Below are 15,832 nucleotides of genomic sequence, written 5' to 3'. Positions count from 1 at the left end.
CGTTTGGGACAATCGGGGCATGAGTTCCGCTGAGAAAAAGCATCGAGTCGTCGTCGGCCTGTCCGGCGGCGTGGACTCGGCCGTGACCGCCCACCTGCTGAAACAGCAGGGGCATGAGGTCGTCGGCATCTTCATGAAGAACTGGGAAGACGACGACGACGACGAGTACTGCTCGACGCGCCAGGACTTCCTGGACGCCGCCTCGGTGGCCGACGTGCTGGGCATCGACATCGAGCACGTCAACTTCGCCGCCGAGTACAAGGATCGCGTCTTCGAGAGCTTTCTGCAGGAATACCAGGCCGGCCGCACGCCCAACCCCGACGTGCTGTGCAACGCCGAGATCAAGTTCAAGGCTTTCCTCGACCATGCCATGCGCCTGGGCGCCGAGAAGATCGCGACCGGGCATTACGCGAGAGTGCGCGAGGTCGACGGTGAATTCCAGCTGCTCAAGGGCCTGGACCCGCTGAAGGACCAGAGCTATTTCCTGCACCGCCTCAGCCAGGCGCAGATCAGCAAAGCCATGTTCCCGGTCGGCCACCTGCCCAAGACCGAGGTGAGACGCATCGCCGCCGAGATCGGCCTGCCCAATGCGAAGAAGAAGGACTCGACCGGCATCTGCTTCATCGGCGAGCGGCCCTTCCGCGAGTTCCTGAACAAATACCTGTCGCACCAGCCCGGCCCCATCAAGGACGAGCGCGGCCGCAAGCTGGGCGAGCACGTGGGCCTGAGCTTCTACACCCTGGGCCAGCGCCAGGGCCTGGGCATAGGCGGCGTGAAGGAGAAGGGCAGCCCGCGTGGTGGTGGTGAGCACGAGCCCTGGTTCGTGGCGGCCAAGGACATCCCGAACAACACGCTGATCGTCGTGCAGGGCCACAACCACCCGCTGCTGCAAAGCCCGGCCCTGGTCGCCGACGACCTGAGCTGGGTCTCCGGCCGGGCGCCGACCACTGGCGAGGCCGCGGCCAAGACGCGCTATCGCCAGGCCGACGCCCCCTGCAGCGTCGGCTTCGACGCCAGCGGCCATCTGCAGCTGCGCTTCCCCGACCCGCAGTGGGCCGTCACGCCGGGCCAGAGCGCCGTGCTCTACGACGGCGAGGTCTGCCTGGGTGGCGGCGTGATTTCCGCTGCCCTGCCGGCATGACCAAGTTCGACCGGCTGCTGGCGCGGCTGGCCGAGCCCGGCGTCGTGCTGCGGCTGGCCGCCCTGGTCGTTTGCGTGATGGAGCTGGTCAGCGCCGGCGCGGCGCTGCTGGGCGCCCGCACCGAGCCCTACGACGGCCTGGTCGCCTGGGTCTGGCGCGCGGCCGGCGGTGGCGCCAACGACCGCGGCCTGCTGCTGCTGTGCGTGGGCCTGCTGCTGGCCTTCGTCGCGCTGATGTGGCGCCTGGCCAGCCAGGGTGGCGGCGTCGTCGCCGTGAACCGCCGCCTGGCCTGGCTGCTGCTCGTCGACCTGCTGGCCTTCGGCGTGACGCCCGGCCTGCCCTTCCTGGTCACGGCGCTGGCCGCCGTGCTGCTGCCGGCGCGGCTGGCCCTGGGCTTCGGCTTCGCCCAGGTGCTGCTGAACACCGGCATCTATGCGGCTCCGCAGGCGACGGCCTGGCTGGACCAGTTCGGCCTGCTGTCCTCCATGCTGGCCCTGCACGGTCTGGCCTTCGGCCTGGGGCGCATGGCCGCGGCCGAGGCCGAGAAGCGCCGCTGGCTGCAGGCCGTGCTGGCCGAGCAGATGGCCGGCGAGCACCTGCTGGCCGAGCAGATGCGCTACAACGAACGCATGCAGATCGCCCGTGAGCTGCACGACCTGATGGGGCACCACCTGACGGCGCTGAACCTGCAGCTGCAGCTCGGCGGCGCCCTGCTGGTGCGCCAGGACACCTCGGGCGCCGGCCAGGCCATGGGGCGCGCCGAGGGGGTGGCGGCCCAGTTGCTGGCCGATGTGCGCGAAGCCGTCTCCCAGCAGCGCAGCTCGCAGCGCATCGATCTGTCCGCCGCCCTGCAGGCCCTGGCCGAAGGCATTGCCAGCACCCGCATCGAACTGGCCCTGGACGATGCCGCCCGCGACCTCGGGCCCCGCGCCGCCCATGCCCTGCTGCGCTGTGTACAGGAAGGCGTGACCAACAGCGTTCGTCATGCCGGGGCGCGTCGCGTCCAGGTCGAACTCAGGGGTGATGGGGATGAGGTCGCCGTCAGCATCGACGATGATGGGCGGGGAGCGCCGGGCTGGCGCGAGGGCCGCGCCGAGGGCTTTGGCAACGGTCTCTCGGGCATGACCGAACGCATGGCCGAGCTGGGCGGGCAGATGTGCGTGACCCGCACCAGCCCGGGATTTCGAATCGAGCTGAGATGTCCGCGATGGGTGTGATCAAGATCCTGCTGGTCGAAGACCAACAACTGGTGCGGGAAGGCCTCAAGGGCCTGCTCGCGCTGCATGACGAACTGCAGGTCGTCGGCGAGGCCAGCGACGGCGCCGAGGCGCTGGAATGGCTGTCTGCCGCTGCGGCAGACGACATGCCCGACGTCATCCTGTCCGACATGCGCATGCCGCGCCTGGACGGCATCGGCCTGATCCGCGCGCTGGCCGCGCGTGCCCTGCGCCTGCCGGTCATCCTGCTGACCACCTTCGACGACACCGCCGCCTTCGACGAGGCGGTGCGCGCCGGCGCCCGCGGCTTCCTGCTCAAGGCCATCAGCCCCGAGACCCTGGCCCAGGCCCTGCGCGACGTACACGGCGGCGGCACGGCGCTGCGGCCATCGCTCACCACGCGCATGGAAGCCAAGGGCGGCGAGCGCGCCTTCACGGCGGCCGACCATCCCGACCCGCTGAGTCCGAAGGAGCTGCAGGTGCTGCGCCTGGTGGCCAGCGGCCGCAGCAACACCGAGATCGCCGGCCTGCTGGGCAACAGCGAAGGCGTCATCAAGAACCACTGCTCGGCCATCTTCTCCAAGATGGGCGTGCGCGACCGCACGCAGGCCGTTCTGCGCGCCATCGATCTCGGCTGGATTTAGCGGGCCGAGCGCCGGGCCGCTCCCTAGCCGGCCCGCCTTGGGCGATGTGCATGCGGCTCAATGCCGCATGCATCGGCGTCCCCTCGGGGGACCGGCCAAGGTACTCCTTGGACGAGGGGCTTCATTTTTTCGTGGGGGCCGCCATGTGCAGCACCCAGTAGCGCTGCAGCCTGCCTGAGCCCACCGCACAGGCCAGGCCGAATTCCTGGAAGTCCGGCGCCATCAGGTTCTCGCAATGCGCCGGGCTGGCCAGCCACTGGGCCATGGCCTCGTCCAGGGTCTCCGGGCCGCCGGCCAGGTTCTCGCCGGCCGACTTCATCAGATAACCGGCCTCGCGCAGCCGCGTGCGCAGCGAGGTGCCGCCTGCGCCGACATGCTCGAGGCGGTCGCGCCTGGACAGCTCCAGGGCATAGCGGCGGGCCGATTCGGCCAGCAGGGGATTGGCGTGCAGCGGCGCCACCGCCGGCCAGGCGCGCTCGCCACAGGCTTGGGGCTGGGCACGAAAGGCGTTCAAGGCCGCCCGTACGGCGGCCTCGCTGGGCTGGCAGCTCTCCTGGGCCCTGGCTGGCGCCAGGGCGGCAAGGCCAAGCAACAGGCATGACAAGGCTCGCATGCCGGCATCCTAGTTGTTGCCAAGGACCGGCACGGGGCCCAACATGGGGGCATGAAAACCCATAGCTTGCTCGCCGCCCTGCTCGCCGCCGCCGCCCTGGCCAGTTGCGCACAGACACCGCCGCCGGCACCGGCCCCTGCGCCGGCCGCCGCCGAAACCGAGTCCGTGCGGCTCGGGCGCGAGCTGCGCGCCCTCGTCGGCCCCGCCGCCTGCACCGCCGACTCGCAATGCCGCACCATCGCCGTCGGCGCCAAGGCCTGCGGCGGCCCGGCCGGGTACCTGGCCTGGTCCACCCAGGGCACCGATGCCCAGAGGCTGGCGGCGCTGGCCGCACGCCAGGCCGACGCGGAGCGGCGCGAAACCGACGCCGGCGGCCTGCGCTCCAACTGCATGTTCGTGGCCGATCCCGGCGCGGCCTGCGTCGCGGGTCGCTGCGAGCTCGCCGGCCCCAACAGCGCCCGCTAGCCAAGAAAAAGGCCGCATACCTCGCGGCATGCGGCCCGATGGCGCCAGGGCGAAGGCCCTGGCGAGATGGCTTGGCTTACTCGCCGGTGGTGGCTTCGACCAGCTTGCTCGGCATGTTGGTCGGCACGTTCTGCACCGGCACGCTGCCGTCGGTCGAGACACGCAGGATGGTGGTGGCCTGCACCTTGCCGGAGGCATCCAGCCATTGCGCGCCACCCACGGTGCGCTTGCCCGCAGCCAGGCCCGACCAGCTCAGGCCGACCGTGGCCGTGCTGCCGGCGTAGACCGAGCTCGGCACCAGGGCGTTCAGGCCAGCGGCGTCGCCAGGCATGACGATCCAGCTCGACAGCTTGTGCTTCATCGGCGCGACACCGGCGTAGGCCAGCACGCAGGCGCGGTAGGTGGCGGCTGCCGGTGAGGCGATCTGCACGACTTCATCCGACCCGTCGTTGCCCGAGTAGCCGGCGACGGTGGCGGCGGTCATGTTGATGACGACCATGTCGTGGTCATCAACCGCCGTGCCCACATCGGCCTGGCGCAGGGCCCAACGAGCCACGATGGCACCCGCCGGCACGGTGAAGTTGTACTTGGCGATCGACGCGTAGTTGTTGCTGCTGTAGCAGCGGTTGGCCAGCGTCGTCGAACCGGTCGCCAGCGGCGACAGCGACGTTTCCGCGCCCATCGTCACGTCCTTCAGGCCACCCTTGAGCACGCCCATGCGGCCGGCGAAACCGGTGCGCACCGTGAACAGCTTGCTGCCCGAAGCCTTGGTGTCGGTGAACTCGGCGGGTGCCGAGATCGCCTTGCCGGCCTTGACCTGGATCGGGGCGCGCACGCTGTGGCCGGCGCCGTCGTTCCAGACCAGCTGACCGAATTGCCAGACGCCTTCGGCGGCGCCGGCAGCGGCGATGGTGACGGTGAAGGACTTGGTCTCACCCGGGGCCAGCGTCAGCGTCGACGGCGACACCGTCGTCGTGAAGCCGGCCGGCGTCGTGACCGCGGCCGTGTAGGTCGCGGCCGAGGCGCCGACGTTGGTGACGTTGCGGGCGACGATGGTGCTGCCCGTCACCGTGCTGACCGTGATGGACGGCAGGTTCAGGTTGTAGGTTTCGTCCAGGGTGCCGATGTTGGTGCAGTCGCTGGCCGGCTGGACGGCAGACTTGTTCACCTTGCACTGGTACTTGACCCAGTCGTTCTTGCCGGCGTTGTAGACCAGGCCGGGATCGTTGGCCTTGTTCGGGTCGATGTGGCCAGCGCCCTGCGACCAGGGCAGCAGGCCGTTGGAGGCACCGGCCACGCCGTCGTTCAGCGTCGAATAGGCCGTGGTCATCAGGGCCGACTTGATGGCGCCCGGGCCCCAGGTCGGGTGAGCCTGCTTCAGCAGCAGCGCCACGCCAGCCACGTGCGGGCTGGACATCGACGTGCCCTGGTAGGAGGCCCAATCGGGCGGGGGGACCAGGGTGCCGGCAACGACGGCATTGCGGTCGGCCTGGCTCAGGGCCGGGGTGACCTGGGCAATGATGTCCACGCCGGGGGCGGTCAGGTCGGGCTTGAGGATGTTGCCGTCACCGCCGTTCGGGCCGCGCGACGAGAAGTTCGCCATGATCGGCGCCGGGGCGGTGCCGATGTAGAACTTGGTCATGTCGGCGCTGGCACCGGCAGTCTGGGCGTAGGTCTTGATGGCGGCACCGTCGGCCGTGGTCACGTGGACCGTCGGCACCGAGTGGGCCTCGGCCACCAGGCCGGAACCGTTGTCCATCATGACCATGCCGACGCCGCCGGCGTTCAGCACGGCCAGGCTCTTGTCGACGCGGGCGTTGTTGCCGCGCGTGCAGACGACGATCTTGCCGGCCACCTTGGCGGGATCCAGCTCGAGCGGGTTGCTGAAGCACAGCGGCAGGTTGGCGCTGGCGCCGGCGATGCCGGCATCCTCGGCGCGGATGATGGACTTGCCCGTCAGCGCGGTCAGGCTGTTCAGCGAAGCACCGGTGTACTTCACGCCGTTGCCCAGCGTGACGTCGCCCGAGAAGGCGCGGTCATGCGTGGACGCGGCCACCGTTGTCAGCCAGGGGCTGATGTGGGCGACCGCCTGGCCGGGGCCGCTGTTGCCGGCCGAAGCGGCCACGAAGACGCCGGCCAGCGAAGCGCGGTAGAAGGCCTGCTCGACCGGATCGTTGACCGTGGTCTGCGAGCCGCTGATCGAGTAGTTGATGACGTTGACGCCGTCGGCCACTGCCTTGTCGATGGCGGCCACCGAGTCGGAGTTGAAGCAGCTGTTCTGGCTGCCGGTGCCGTCGGTCGCGGCGGCGTTCACATAGGTGTAGCAGACCTTGTAGGCCGCGACGCGGGCGCGCGGCGCCATGCCGGAGGCCTGGCCCAGGGCGATGCCGTTGACGATGGCGGTGACGTTGGCGTTGCCTGCCGCGGTGGACGCGGTGTGGTCACCGTGGCCGCCATGGCCGGTGGCGCCGCCCAGGTCGTCACGACCCGAGGCGAACGAGGTCCAGTGCGGGGTGTTGCCGGAAGCGATGAAGCCGGCGTTGAAGTGCTGGATGCCGATCAGCTTGTTGTTGCAATGCTTGGCCGGGTCGATGCCCTCGCCAGCCACGCAGCCGCCCAGATAGGTGGCGGGCTTGGGGCCGTAGACCTGCGCGTCGGCCGGGTTGTTGCTCGGCACGCCGTTGGCGTCCACGCGGTCGAAGAAGGCGGGGTTCTCGGGCCAGATGCCCAGGTCGACCACGCCGATCACCATGTTCTCACCCTTGAGGGCCGCACCACCCACGGTCTGAGACCACAGGCCGCCGGCGGCCGTCAGGCCGAGGAACTTGCTGGTGGAGATGGTGTCGACCTGGCGGGCTTCGTCCTGCCACAGGCCGACGACCTGGGTGTTGGTGGCCAGCGTGCGGGCCTCGTCGTCCGTCAGCCGGGCGGCGAAGCCGTTGAACACGGTGTTGTAGGTCGTCAGGACGGGCGCATTGCCGACCGTCGAGATCACCATGTTCTGCTGCTGGCTCAGGTAGTTGACGTAGGCCTGCACCGCGGCGCTGCCGTACCTGAAGGTTTCGCCGGCTGCCGGTTGCGTGGCGGCCAGGCCCGACACCGTGCCTTGGTAGGAGGCAGCGGGTTCGTCCTTGAGCTGGACGATGTAGGTCTTGCGGTCCTGTGCAAAGGAGCTCGTGGCCAAACCAGAGAGCAGGACCAGCGTCGCCAGTGCGGCGGGCTTGAGTTTCATCTTCATTGAATGATCCTTTCGGCGGGGGGCGTTCAGACAGCGCGACGACGACGGGCACCCAGGGCCGCCAGACCGGCGGCACCCAGCAGGGCCAGGCTGGCCGGCTCGGGCACGTGCTCGATGGTGATGTCGTCAAGGGCGAACTGGGCGCGGTTGGTCGAGAACGCCGAGCAGCTCGCGTTGGCGCAGGCATAGCCATAGGCATAGACGGCAGCGAACTCGTAGTCGCCGAAGGCCCCCGTATCGATGGCGCCGAAGTTCAGGTGGCCATTGGCATCGACGCCGCTCAGCGCGTAGTAGGCGGTCAGGGACATGCCGTCGGCCGTCACGCCCTGAAGAGCGAGATAGCCGGGTGTCGCATCAAGCGGGTCGCCGGAACCGATGAAACTGGCGTTCAGGCTCTTCACGGAGAAGGTGAAGTTGCCGGTCGAACCGAAAGCCAGGAAGGCGTCGTCGACCAGGCCGACATAGTTCGTCGCGTTGTTGATCGGGCACATCAGGTCGGCGCAGGCGCCGTTGAGGATGGCGCCGGTGAGGTCGCCAATATGGGCGTCGGGAGAGTTCGACGCCGGGTCGAACCACATCGTGCGACCGCCCAGCCCGGCCTGGTAGAACTCATCACCGTTGACCAGCAGAGGCGGGAAGAACAGCCCCGACGTGTCCACCGGATCGAAGGTCATCGTCGTGCGCAGCACGCCCGCCTGGGCGCCGACCGAAGCGGCAAGGGCCACCGCTGCAAAAGCGATCGACGTCAAAGTCTTCTTCATCTAACTACCCACTTTCTATGCAAAGTTGATCAATGCTGCGCAGGGCCGCGGCGCATAAGCACTGCCACCACCCCAACCGCCAAGGTCTGACGACCAGAGTGCCTGCGCGTAGATAGGCCACCAGGCCCAACTAGGCGGCCGATTCTGTTTGAGCAAAATTCCACGACCATCCCAAGTTCCCCGGCATCCAAGCAAGGGGGGAAGGGGTATTCCCCGAGTCCGCAGACTTGACTAGGTCGACAGAAATTCCCTCGTACAAATCACCTTGACGCCGCACTGGCCGCTGAGGCAGCGGAAGCGGGGTCGGCCGGCAGCTGCGCACCGGCCGTCGCATTGCGCGCGGAGAAGAGCAGGTCGCGCGCGACGCGCACCTGGACACCGTCCGGGCCGACGTCGCGCAGCAGCAGATGCTCCGAGCGGCTGCGTACCGCGCTGAAGGCGCCGGGCTGGCCGGCTTCGGGCACCAACTCCCAGTCCGGCTTGCCGGTGAACGGGTCCACGTAGACCCGGCGCAGATGGCGCCTGGGCGTCACGCTGCGCCGGTCCTCGACAAGATCGTCCAGGCTCTTGGGATATTGCTCGGGCGGGGGCGTGGTCTTGGCATAGGCCGCGATGGCCCGCGCAATCTCGCCGCCGCGGAACAGCAGTTCCCTCTCACGCTCGCGTTCGGCCGCCGTGCTCCAGGCCTGGCCCAGGGCCGCCAGGCCGGCCGCGGTCAAAGCGACGAGGAAGAGAACGGCCAGATAGCTGAAGCCGCGCTGCGGACGCGCCATCACCGGCTACCAGTCGGCGTAGAGACGGCCATCGGCGCTGCGGCCGGCCGCACCGCTGCGCACATCCCAGACCCGGCCATTGGCCTGCATCTCGGTGGGCGGCGGCAGCTCGACCCAGGTCTCGCGGCTGGACGTCAGCGGGTCCTCGGGCACGTCGCGGATGTAGCGCGCCGCGGCCAGCTCCTGCAGCGATTCTGGATAACGGCCCTTGTCAGCGGCATATTGATCGATGGCATCGCGCATCGTCGTCAGCGACTGCAGCAGGGCCGTCTCCTTGCTCTTGTGCAGGGACGCGAAATAGCGCGGCGCGACGATGGACGCGAGCAGGGCCACGATGGCCATCACGACGATGAGCTCGATGAGGGTGAAGCCCTGAGCCGGGCGCCGGGCCGCCCCTAGGCCGGCTCGCGTCCCCTCGGGGGCTGAGGCCGCGCAGAAAGCGCCCAGTGGGCGGTTTCTGGCTGCCGAAGAGTGGCGCCCTTGGGCGGCACGCGGCCTGCAAGGCCGACCGCGTACTCGCGAGCGGGGGGCTGGCATTTCGGGCTTCATCACCAGTCCTTCAGCTTGGAACCGTCCAGCGCCTTGCGCTCCGAGCGCGAGTAGACGTCGAAGACGTCCTTGCCCGCGCGCGGGTCGTCGGGCGGGCTGTCGTAGGCCCGCAGGCCCCAGGTCTCGGCGGCGCCCTGCTCGCTCGGCGCAAACGGGTCGCGCGGCAGGCGGCGCAGGAAATAGATCTTGCGGCCATTGGGTGACTTCACGTCGACCACGCCGTCGACGAGCAGGGTCAGCTTCTGCGGATAGCCGCTGTCCTCGGGGCTCAGCGCGATGCTGCCGGCCTCGGTGGCGTGCTTGTAGGCATCCAGGGCCTCGCGCAGCGTGCGCAGGGCCTGGCGCAGCTCGTGTTCGCGGCTGCGCTGCACCGACAGCTCGAGCAGGGGCCGGGCCGCGGACGCGAGCACGCCCAGCATGGCCAGCACGACCAGCATCTCGATCAGCGTGAACCCACGGGAGCGCATGGCCGGTTCTTACTTCACCGGTTCGACCGTCAGCAGGCCGGAGCCTTCCAGGCGCACCGCCGCCGACTCGCCGTTGAGGCCCGTCGCGGAGAGCGCGCTGACGCTGATGTTGAGCACCTGGCCGGCCGCCGGCGGCAGCGCGCGGAAGGCGACGACGCGGTCGCTGCGCGGCGCCAGTTCGACGGGGTAGCGCCCCGGCGCCGCGCCTTGCAACGGCTGGGCCGGCGTCAGGCGGCTGGCGTCGTATTCCAGCTCGCCCTTGATCTGCAGGGCGCTGTCGTTCTTCAGCGCGACGGAGACAGTGCCGCCGGGGGGAATCTGCGGCGTGACGTCCAGCTTCAGCAGGGCCTCGGCGGGCGGCGCCGCGGCGGGCTGGGGCTGGGCCGCAGGCGCGGCAGCGCCGGCGCTGCTGCTCGGCGCCACGCCGACCTTGGCGTCGCGGCGCAGCAGGCTGCTGAAGGCACCGGGGCTGGCGTCGGTGCCGCTGGCCAGGCGCGTCAACGACGCATCGGGCACGGCCAGGTTGCGCACCACGCGCGGCGTGATCAGCAGCACCACTTCGGTCTTGTTGCGCGTGTCCGTTGTCGTGCCGAACAGGCGGCCCAGCACGGGGATGGTGGACAGGCCGGGGATGCCGGTCGCAGCCTTGCGGTCCTCGTCGTTGATGAGGCCGGCCAGCACCTGCGTCTCGCCATCGGCCAGGCGCAGCACGGTGGAGGTGTTGCGGGTGCCGATCTCGTAGGCCGTCGTGCCGCCGGGGCCGGTGACCTGGCGGATCAGGTTGCTGACCTCCAGGCCCACCTTGATGACGACGTCGTTGTCGAGCTGGATGGTGGGCTCGACGTCGAGCTTGAGGCCGATGTCGAGATAGCTGACCGAGGCCGCCACCGACGTCGAGCCGGTGAAGTTGGTCGTCGTCGTGAACACCGGGAGCTTCTGGCCGATGTGGACCTTGGCCTTGTCGCGGTTGCGCACGCGGATCTTGGGATTGGCCAGGATGTTGGAGTTGCCGGCGGTGCCACGCAGCGTCGCGACGACGGCGGGGTTGGCGATGCTGGCGCGGAAGTTGATCGGGTTCTTGCCGCCGACGAAGACCGATGCCGGGATGTTGCCGGCCGCGTCGCTGATGCCCAGCGAGGCCTGCTCGGGCCATTTCAGGCCGAGCTCGTCGACGCGGTCGGTGGCCAGCTCCATGACCTCGACTTCCAGCATGACCTCGGGCTCGGGCAGGTCGACGGAGGCGATCAGCTTCTCGACGAGGCGCAGCACCTCGGGCGTGTCGCGCACGACGAGCAGGTTCAGGCGTTCATCGATGAAGACGTCGCGCACCTTGGCGATGGTGCGCACCATGGCCTGCACCTGCTTCACGTCGGCGTTGGTCAGGTAGAGGGTACGGGTGATCAGCTCCTGGTGCTCGCGCTGCTTGGCGGCGGTGTTGGGGAAGACCAGCACCGAGGTCTCGTTGAGCATCTTGCGGTCCAGCTGCTGGGTGCCGAGGATGACGCGCATGGCCTCGTCCATCGTCACGTTGCGCAGGAAGACCGTCACGCGCGCATCGGCGCGCACGTCCTTGTCGAAGACGAAGTTGACGCCGCTGCTGCGCGACAGCGCCTCGAAGACCTGCCGCAGCGGCGCCTCGCGGAATTCCAGCGTGACCGGCTTCTGGAAGGCGGCCCCAAGCTCGCCGACCGTCGTCTCCAGCGGCCGCGCCTGGGCGACCTGGCTGGCCAGCAGACGGGCGCCCGGATGCTGGGGCGACTCGGCCAGGATGTCACGCGCCACGGCTTCGGCACGCTCCAGCCGCCCTTCCTTCAGCGCCGCGCGGCCGGTGGCGAGCTGGGCGTCCTGACGGCGGCTGCGTTCGACCTCGGTCGTCAGCGCGGCCAGGCGCGGATGCCGGGCATCGGCCAGGGCCAACTGGCTCAACAGCGCCGAGGCCTCGTCCCAGCGGCTTTGCGCCCGCAGGGCTTCGATCTGCAGGATGAGGCGGGCCGACGCCTGCTCGCGGGCGCGCACCTGGGCGGCACGCAGCTGCGGATCGGTCGGATCCTTGGCGACCGCGTCGTCCAGCACGCGCAGGGCCGCGGGCCACTGGTTGCTGCGGCCGAGGTCTTCGGCCTGGCGCAAGGCCGGGTTGGCGCAGCCTGCGAGAAGCAGCGTGACGCCGAAAAGAAGGAGGAGCTGCTTCATGGCACAGCCTTGAAAACGATGTTCTGGGGAAGCTGGCCGGGCAGCCAGGTCAGGCGCACGCCGCTGTCGGAGACCTGCTCGACGCGCCACTGGCCGTCGATGACATCACCGGCTTTGGCGCTGAGGACCTTGTTGGGGCCGGTCAGCAGGGCGACATCGACGGCCTTGGCGCCCTCGCCTTCGACGACGCGACCGATCATCTGGTAGGGCGCCGGCGGCGCGACGGGCGGGGGTGGCGGCGGCGCCACCAGGGGTGGCGGTGCCGGCGGAGGCGGCGGCGGTGGAGGCGGCTGCCAGGCGGCGAGTTGAGACTCGGGCACTTCGGCCCAGGCCTCACGCGCCGAGGTCGTCGGCGCCGCTGCGAGGACTGCGGAAGCCGCTGGGGCCGACGAAGCCACGCGGCGCGCCGGCGCGGCCACGACGGCAGCCGTGTCGTCGTCGGGACGGGTGGCCACCCAGGCGGTGGCGGCCAGCGTCGCGGCCAGGGCGCCGCCGAGGGCCAGCTGACGCGGCGTCATGGCGCGGCCCTTCCGTGCAGCGACCATTGCAGCTCGGCGTCGACGCTGGCGCTCACGGGACTGACGCGACGCAGCTTGATGCCGTCCAGGCTCAGCGCCGGGTCGTGCTCCAGCGCCGCGCCGATGAAACGGCGCACCTGGGCATAGCTGCCCGTCACCGGCATGGTCACGCGCAGCCTCTCCAGGCCTTCGCTGCTGGACAGGCGGTGCTCGGTGCGAGCGCCGTTCAGGTCGAGGCGGATGCTGAGCTCCAGCAGGTCGGCGAGTCGCTGCTGGCGGCTGCTCGACGGCGGCAGCGAGGCCTGCCATTGCTGCACGCTGATCGGCGCGGAGGCGGCCGCAACTGCCGGCCGCGCCTTGGTGCGCAGCTCGCGAGCCTCGGCCTGCAGCTTGGTGGCTTGCGCGTCCCAGCGCTGGCCGAGCACGACGGCGATGATGGCGAGTGCGAGGGCCGCGAGGCCCAGCAGGCCGGGCCAGCCCAATGTTTTGAGGAGCGCCTTGACGAAGGCGGGGCGCTTCACGAGCCGCCTCCCGTCGTCACGCGGGCATTGATCTCGAAGCGCTGGCCGACCAGGCCGGCCTCGGCGGTCGAGAAGCGCGACAGCACGACCTGGCGCCAACCGGGCGTCGTGCCCAATTGCTCGGCCAGCTGCAGGGCGAGCAGCTTGTCGGGCGTCAGGCCTTCCAGGCGAAGCTCGCCGCGGCCGGCGCTGGCGTCCAGGCCCAGCCAGGCGATGGTCTTGGCCTCGGCGCCGGCAACTTCGACACGAGTCAGCAGAGGCTCCCAGGGCATGGCCAGCAGGGCCCGGGCTTCGATGGCGGCGCGGTTCTCGGCCGGCTCGGCGCGCGTGCTGCGCGCAGCCGGCTTGGGTGCCGCCGCGGGGCGCAGCGTGGCGACGCGGTCGCGCGCAGCCTGGGCGACGTCCAGCGCGCGATGGCTGTCAAAGGCGCTCCACGCCGCCGTGGCCAGCACCAGGGCGCCGGTCAGGGCCAGCGGCCAGGCCAGATTCGAGCGACCGCTGCGCGGCAGGAAGTCGGGCTGCGGTGTGGCGGGGCCGGGCTGCGGAACGAGCTCATCGGCCGGGGTGCCGACGGCCAGCGGCCCTTCATCGCCCAGGCCGCCGAGGTCGGCCAGGCTCTGCACGCGGCGCGACTGCAGGCCGGTGACGCGGCCGCGGTCGAGCTGGATGACGACGGCCGTCTTTTCCCCATCAGCGCCCTCATGCCAGACCACGCGGCCCGAGCCGGCGCGCGTGACGGCCGGCAACGAGGCCAGCCAGGCGGCCCAGGCGGGACGCACCGCATGCAGGCGCACGTTCGCGGCCTCGGCCTGGCTGCGCAGCGCGGCCAGGTCCAGCCCATGCAGGGCCGAAGCGCCGGTGGCGTCGCCCTGCTTCCAGGGCGCAATGGCAAAGCGCTGCGCGGAGGCGCCGAAATAGTGGGCGAACTGCTGCTGGGCATAGGCCTGCACGGCGTCGAGGTCAGCCAGCGGCAGGCCGGGCTCGACGACCAGCTCGTGCAGGGCACGGGCGCTGATCACCAGTTCGACGGCCGTGCCGGGCAGGTCCTTGCACCAGGCCGCGAACTCGTCGCCGCCGGGCGTGACGAAGACGCGCCGCGGCTTGGCCAGCCGCGCGCTCAATTGCCGGCGCAGGCGCTCACTCATCGAGGGTGACACGTTCCAGCTCCTCGAAGGTGGTGTCGCCGCGGCAGACGGCGGCCAGGGCCATCTCGCGCAGCGACTTCATGCCGCGCGCCTTGGCCGCGGCCTTGATCTCGGACATGGGCGCGCGCGCCGCGATCAGGTCGCGCAGGCCGTCGTCGAGCTTGAGCAGCTCGGCCACGGCGCGGCGGCCCTTGTAGCCGGTGCCGCGGCAATGGCCGCAACCCTCACCCTTCATGAAGTGGCCATTGACGACTCCATGTCGGGCCAGCGTGGCCGCGTCGGGCGTGAAGGGCCGCGCGCAGTGCTTGCATGTCAGCCGCACCAGGCGCTGGGCCAGCACGGCATTCAGGGCCGAGACGACGTTGTAGAGGTCCAGGCCCATGTGCATGAAGCGGCCGATGACGTCGAAGGCGTTGTTCGCGTGCACCGTGCTGAACACCAGGTGGCCGGTCAGCGCGGCCTGCACGGCGATCTGCGCCGTCTCGGCATCGCGGATCTCGCCCACCATGACGCGGTCGGGGTCGTGGCGCAGGATGGAGCGCAGGCCGCGCGAGAAGGTCAGGCCCTTCTTCTCGTTGACGGGGATCTGCACCACGCCGCTGAGCTGGTACTCGACGGGATCTTCGATGGTGATGATCTTGTCGGCGCCGGTGTGGATCTCGGCCAGGGTCGCGTACAGCGTCGTCGTCTTGCCCGAGCCGGTCGGGCCGGTCACCAGCAGCATGCCGTGGGGCTGGCGGGCCTGGTGGCGGATGGCGGCACGCTCCTCGTCGTCGAAGCCCAGGGCATCCAGCGTCAGCGTGCCGGCACGGGCGATGGCCGCGCGGTCCAGGATACGGATGACGGCGTCCTCGCCGAAGACGCTGGGCATGACGCTGAGGCGGAAGTCGATGTCGCGGCCCTGCACACGCAGCTTGAAGCGGCCGTCCTGGGGCAGGCGGCGCTCGCCGATGTCGAGCTCGGCCATGACCTTGAGTCGCGACACCAGCTGCTCGGCAACCTGCGGACTCTCGACCTGGCGCACCACGGCCATGACCCCGTCGACGCGGAAGCGGATGGTGGCGCCGCGGGCCGTGCATTCGATATGGATGTCGGAGGCCGTGTCCTGCAGCGCGTCGTAGAGAGTGGCGTTGAGCAGGCGCACGACGGGGCTGGCCTGTTCGCTCAAGGCCAGGGCCGACAGCTCCTCGGTGTGGTCCTCGACGGCGGTCAGCGCATCCTCGACGTCAGACAGGGCGCGGAAGTCGGCCTCGCCGGCGCCGAGGAAATGGGTCACCGCCTCGGGCGTGCAGCGCTGCCAGCCGACGGGCGCGTTCAGGCGCGACTCGACGCTCTGCAGCAGCATGGCGTCCTCGTCGCGCTCGGCCAGCAGCACGCGCTTGTTGCCCGCGCCCACGGCCAGCACGGCGCGCCAGCGCTGGGCCTGGGCCTGGGGCCACTGCTCGAAGTCGAGATGCCAGGGGCCTTGCTCGGCGGGCAGCCAGTCGGTGAGCGAGATCGCGCTCATTGCACCTGCTCCACCAATTGGAAGATCGGCAGATAAATCAGCACGATGATCCCGCCCGTCATGGAGCCCCTCGCCCCGCGGGT

15 protein-coding genes are annotated in these 15,832 nt (G+C 70.2%); 4 read left to right on the top strand and 11 right to left on the bottom strand.

Annotated features, from left to right (window positions below; translation table 11 throughout):
* Nucleotides 1–19: 19 nt before the first annotated feature.
* From mnmA to AC3WOE_RS29015, 3 genes are read left to right on the top strand one after another with little or no spacing between them, the layout of a single operon-like run.
* Nucleotides 20–1,141, top strand: a complete 1,122-nt coding sequence (gene mnmA / locus AC3WOE_RS29025) for a tRNA 2-thiouridine(34) synthase MnmA (RefSeq protein WP_492695718.1) — start codon at nt 20–22, stop codon at nt 1,139–1,141.
* Nucleotides 1,138–2,358, top strand: a complete 1,221-nt coding sequence (locus AC3WOE_RS29020) for a sensor histidine kinase (RefSeq protein WP_492695715.1) — start codon at nt 1,138–1,140, stop codon at nt 2,356–2,358. Before mnmA ends, AC3WOE_RS29020 begins: the two co-directional genes overlap by 4 nt.
* A complete protein-coding gene (locus AC3WOE_RS29015; protein WP_492695713.1) occupies nt 2,340–3,002 on the top strand; it encodes a response regulator in 663 nt (220 codons plus the stop codon). The genes AC3WOE_RS29020 and AC3WOE_RS29015 overlap by 19 nt, the downstream gene beginning before the upstream one ends.
* A gap of 121 nt (nt 3,003–3,123) precedes the next feature.
* On the opposite strand, the gene AC3WOE_RS29010 is transcribed toward AC3WOE_RS29015, so the two are convergent.
* Nucleotides 3,124–3,615 carry a CAP domain-containing protein gene (locus AC3WOE_RS29010; RefSeq protein ID WP_492695711.1) on the bottom strand — a complete coding sequence of 164 codons (492 nt, stop codon included), beginning with the start codon at nt 3,613–3,615 and terminating at the stop codon, nt 3,124–3,126.
* A 51-nt stretch (nt 3,616–3,666) separates the two neighbouring features.
* Between AC3WOE_RS29010 and AC3WOE_RS29005 the strand changes: the two genes are divergently transcribed.
* The gene (locus AC3WOE_RS29005) at nt 3,667–4,080 is read left to right on the top strand and encodes a hypothetical protein (protein ID WP_492695709.1); all 414 of its coding nucleotides are present in this window, start codon (nt 3,667–3,669) and stop codon (nt 4,078–4,080) included.
* A gap of 76 nt (nt 4,081–4,156) precedes the next feature.
* Here AC3WOE_RS29005 and AC3WOE_RS29000 read toward each other — a convergent pair whose 3' ends face one another.
* The 10 genes from AC3WOE_RS29000 to AC3WOE_RS28955 form a co-directional block, all read right to left on the bottom strand.
* Nucleotides 4,157–7,318: a S8 family serine peptidase gene (locus tag AC3WOE_RS29000; protein WP_492695707.1), complete on the bottom strand. Its 3,162-nt coding sequence runs from the start codon at nt 7,316–7,318 to the stop codon at nt 4,157–4,159.
* A 26-nt stretch (nt 7,319–7,344) separates the two neighbouring features.
* On the bottom strand, nt 7,345–8,079 hold the full coding sequence (locus AC3WOE_RS28995) for an NF038120 family PEP-CTERM protein (protein WP_492695705.1): 735 nt from the start codon (nt 8,077–8,079) through the stop codon (nt 7,345–7,347).
* 260 nt (nt 8,080–8,339) lie between these two features.
* Nucleotides 8,340–8,852: a type II secretion system protein gene (locus tag AC3WOE_RS28990; protein WP_492695703.1), complete on the bottom strand. Its 513-nt coding sequence runs from the start codon at nt 8,850–8,852 to the stop codon at nt 8,340–8,342.
* Nucleotides 8,853–8,858: 6 nt separating this feature from the next.
* Nucleotides 8,859–9,299: a type II secretion system protein gene (locus AC3WOE_RS28985; RefSeq protein WP_492695748.1), complete on the bottom strand. Its 441-nt coding sequence runs from the start codon at nt 9,297–9,299 to the stop codon at nt 8,859–8,861.
* Between the two features lie 101 nt (nt 9,300–9,400).
* Complete coding sequence (locus tag AC3WOE_RS28980) at nt 9,401–9,868, bottom strand: type II secretion system protein (RefSeq protein ID WP_492695701.1); 468 nt, start codon at nt 9,866–9,868, stop codon at nt 9,401–9,403.
* 9 nt (nt 9,869–9,877) lie between these two features.
* The gene (locus tag AC3WOE_RS28975) at nt 9,878–12,058 is read right to left on the bottom strand and encodes a secretin GspD/PilQ domain-containing protein (RefSeq protein WP_492695699.1); all 2,181 of its coding nucleotides are present in this window, start codon (nt 12,056–12,058) and stop codon (nt 9,878–9,880) included.
* A complete protein-coding gene (locus AC3WOE_RS28970; protein ID WP_492695697.1) occupies nt 12,055–12,576 on the bottom strand; it encodes a hypothetical protein in 522 nt (173 codons plus the stop codon). The genes AC3WOE_RS28975 and AC3WOE_RS28970 overlap by 4 nt, the downstream gene beginning before the upstream one ends.
* On the bottom strand, nt 12,573–13,097 hold the full coding sequence (locus tag AC3WOE_RS28965; protein WP_492695695.1) for a hypothetical protein: 525 nt from the start codon (nt 13,095–13,097) through the stop codon (nt 12,573–12,575). The genes AC3WOE_RS28970 and AC3WOE_RS28965 overlap by 4 nt, the downstream gene beginning before the upstream one ends.
* A complete protein-coding gene (locus AC3WOE_RS28960; RefSeq protein ID WP_492695693.1) occupies nt 13,094–14,242 on the bottom strand; it encodes a hypothetical protein in 1,149 nt (382 codons plus the stop codon). Before AC3WOE_RS28960 ends, AC3WOE_RS28965 begins: the two co-directional genes overlap by 4 nt.
* The gene (locus tag AC3WOE_RS28955; RefSeq protein WP_492695692.1) at nt 14,235–15,749 is read right to left on the bottom strand and encodes a GspE/PulE family protein; all 1,515 of its coding nucleotides are present in this window, start codon (nt 15,747–15,749) and stop codon (nt 14,235–14,237) included. Before AC3WOE_RS28955 ends, AC3WOE_RS28960 begins: the two co-directional genes overlap by 8 nt.
* Nucleotides 15,750–15,832 lie beyond the last annotated feature (83 nt).

Source organism: Roseateles sp. FW305-36 (genome assembly GCF_058787015.1).
This window is presented reverse-complemented; position numbering and strand designations above follow the sequence as displayed.

Excerpts from the sequence above, each read along its gene's own strand:
- AC3WOE_RS29020 (WP_492695715.1), top strand. The coding sequence starts at position 1,138 with ATGACCAAGTTCGACCGGCTGCTGGCGCGGCTGGCCGAGCCCGGCGTC.
- AC3WOE_RS29000 (WP_492695707.1), bottom strand. The coding sequence starts at position 7,318 with ATGAAGATGAAACTCAAGCCCGCCGCACTGGCGACGCTGGTCCTGCTC.
- mnmA (WP_492695718.1), top strand. The coding sequence starts at position 20 with ATGAGTTCCGCTGAGAAAAAGCATCGAGTCGTCGTCGGCCTGTCCGGC.
- AC3WOE_RS29005 (WP_492695709.1), top strand. The coding sequence starts at position 3,667 with ATGAAAACCCATAGCTTGCTCGCCGCCCTGCTCGCCGCCGCCGCCCTG.
- AC3WOE_RS28970 (WP_492695697.1), bottom strand. The coding sequence starts at position 12,576 with ATGACGCCGCGTCAGCTGGCCCTCGGCGGCGCCCTGGCCGCGACGCTG.
- AC3WOE_RS28955 (WP_492695692.1), bottom strand. The coding sequence starts at position 15,749 with ATGAGCGCGATCTCGCTCACCGACTGGCTGCCCGCCGAGCAAGGCCCC.
- AC3WOE_RS28995 (WP_492695705.1), bottom strand. The coding sequence starts at position 8,079 with ATGAAGAAGACTTTGACGTCGATCGCTTTTGCAGCGGTGGCCCTTGCC.
- AC3WOE_RS28990 (WP_492695703.1), bottom strand. The coding sequence starts at position 8,852 with ATGGCGCGTCCGCAGCGCGGCTTCAGCTATCTGGCCGTTCTCTTCCTC.
- AC3WOE_RS28980 (WP_492695701.1), bottom strand. The coding sequence starts at position 9,868 with ATGCGCTCCCGTGGGTTCACGCTGATCGAGATGCTGGTCGTGCTGGCC.
- AC3WOE_RS28960 (WP_492695693.1), bottom strand. The coding sequence starts at position 14,242 with ATGAGTGAGCGCCTGCGCCGGCAATTGAGCGCGCGGCTGGCCAAGCCG.
- AC3WOE_RS29010 (WP_492695711.1), bottom strand. The coding sequence starts at position 3,615 with ATGCGAGCCTTGTCATGCCTGTTGCTTGGCCTTGCCGCCCTGGCGCCA.
- AC3WOE_RS28975 (WP_492695699.1), bottom strand. The coding sequence starts at position 12,058 with ATGAAGCAGCTCCTCCTTCTTTTCGGCGTCACGCTGCTTCTCGCAGGC.
- AC3WOE_RS29015 (WP_492695713.1), top strand. The coding sequence starts at position 2,340 with ATGTCCGCGATGGGTGTGATCAAGATCCTGCTGGTCGAAGACCAACAA.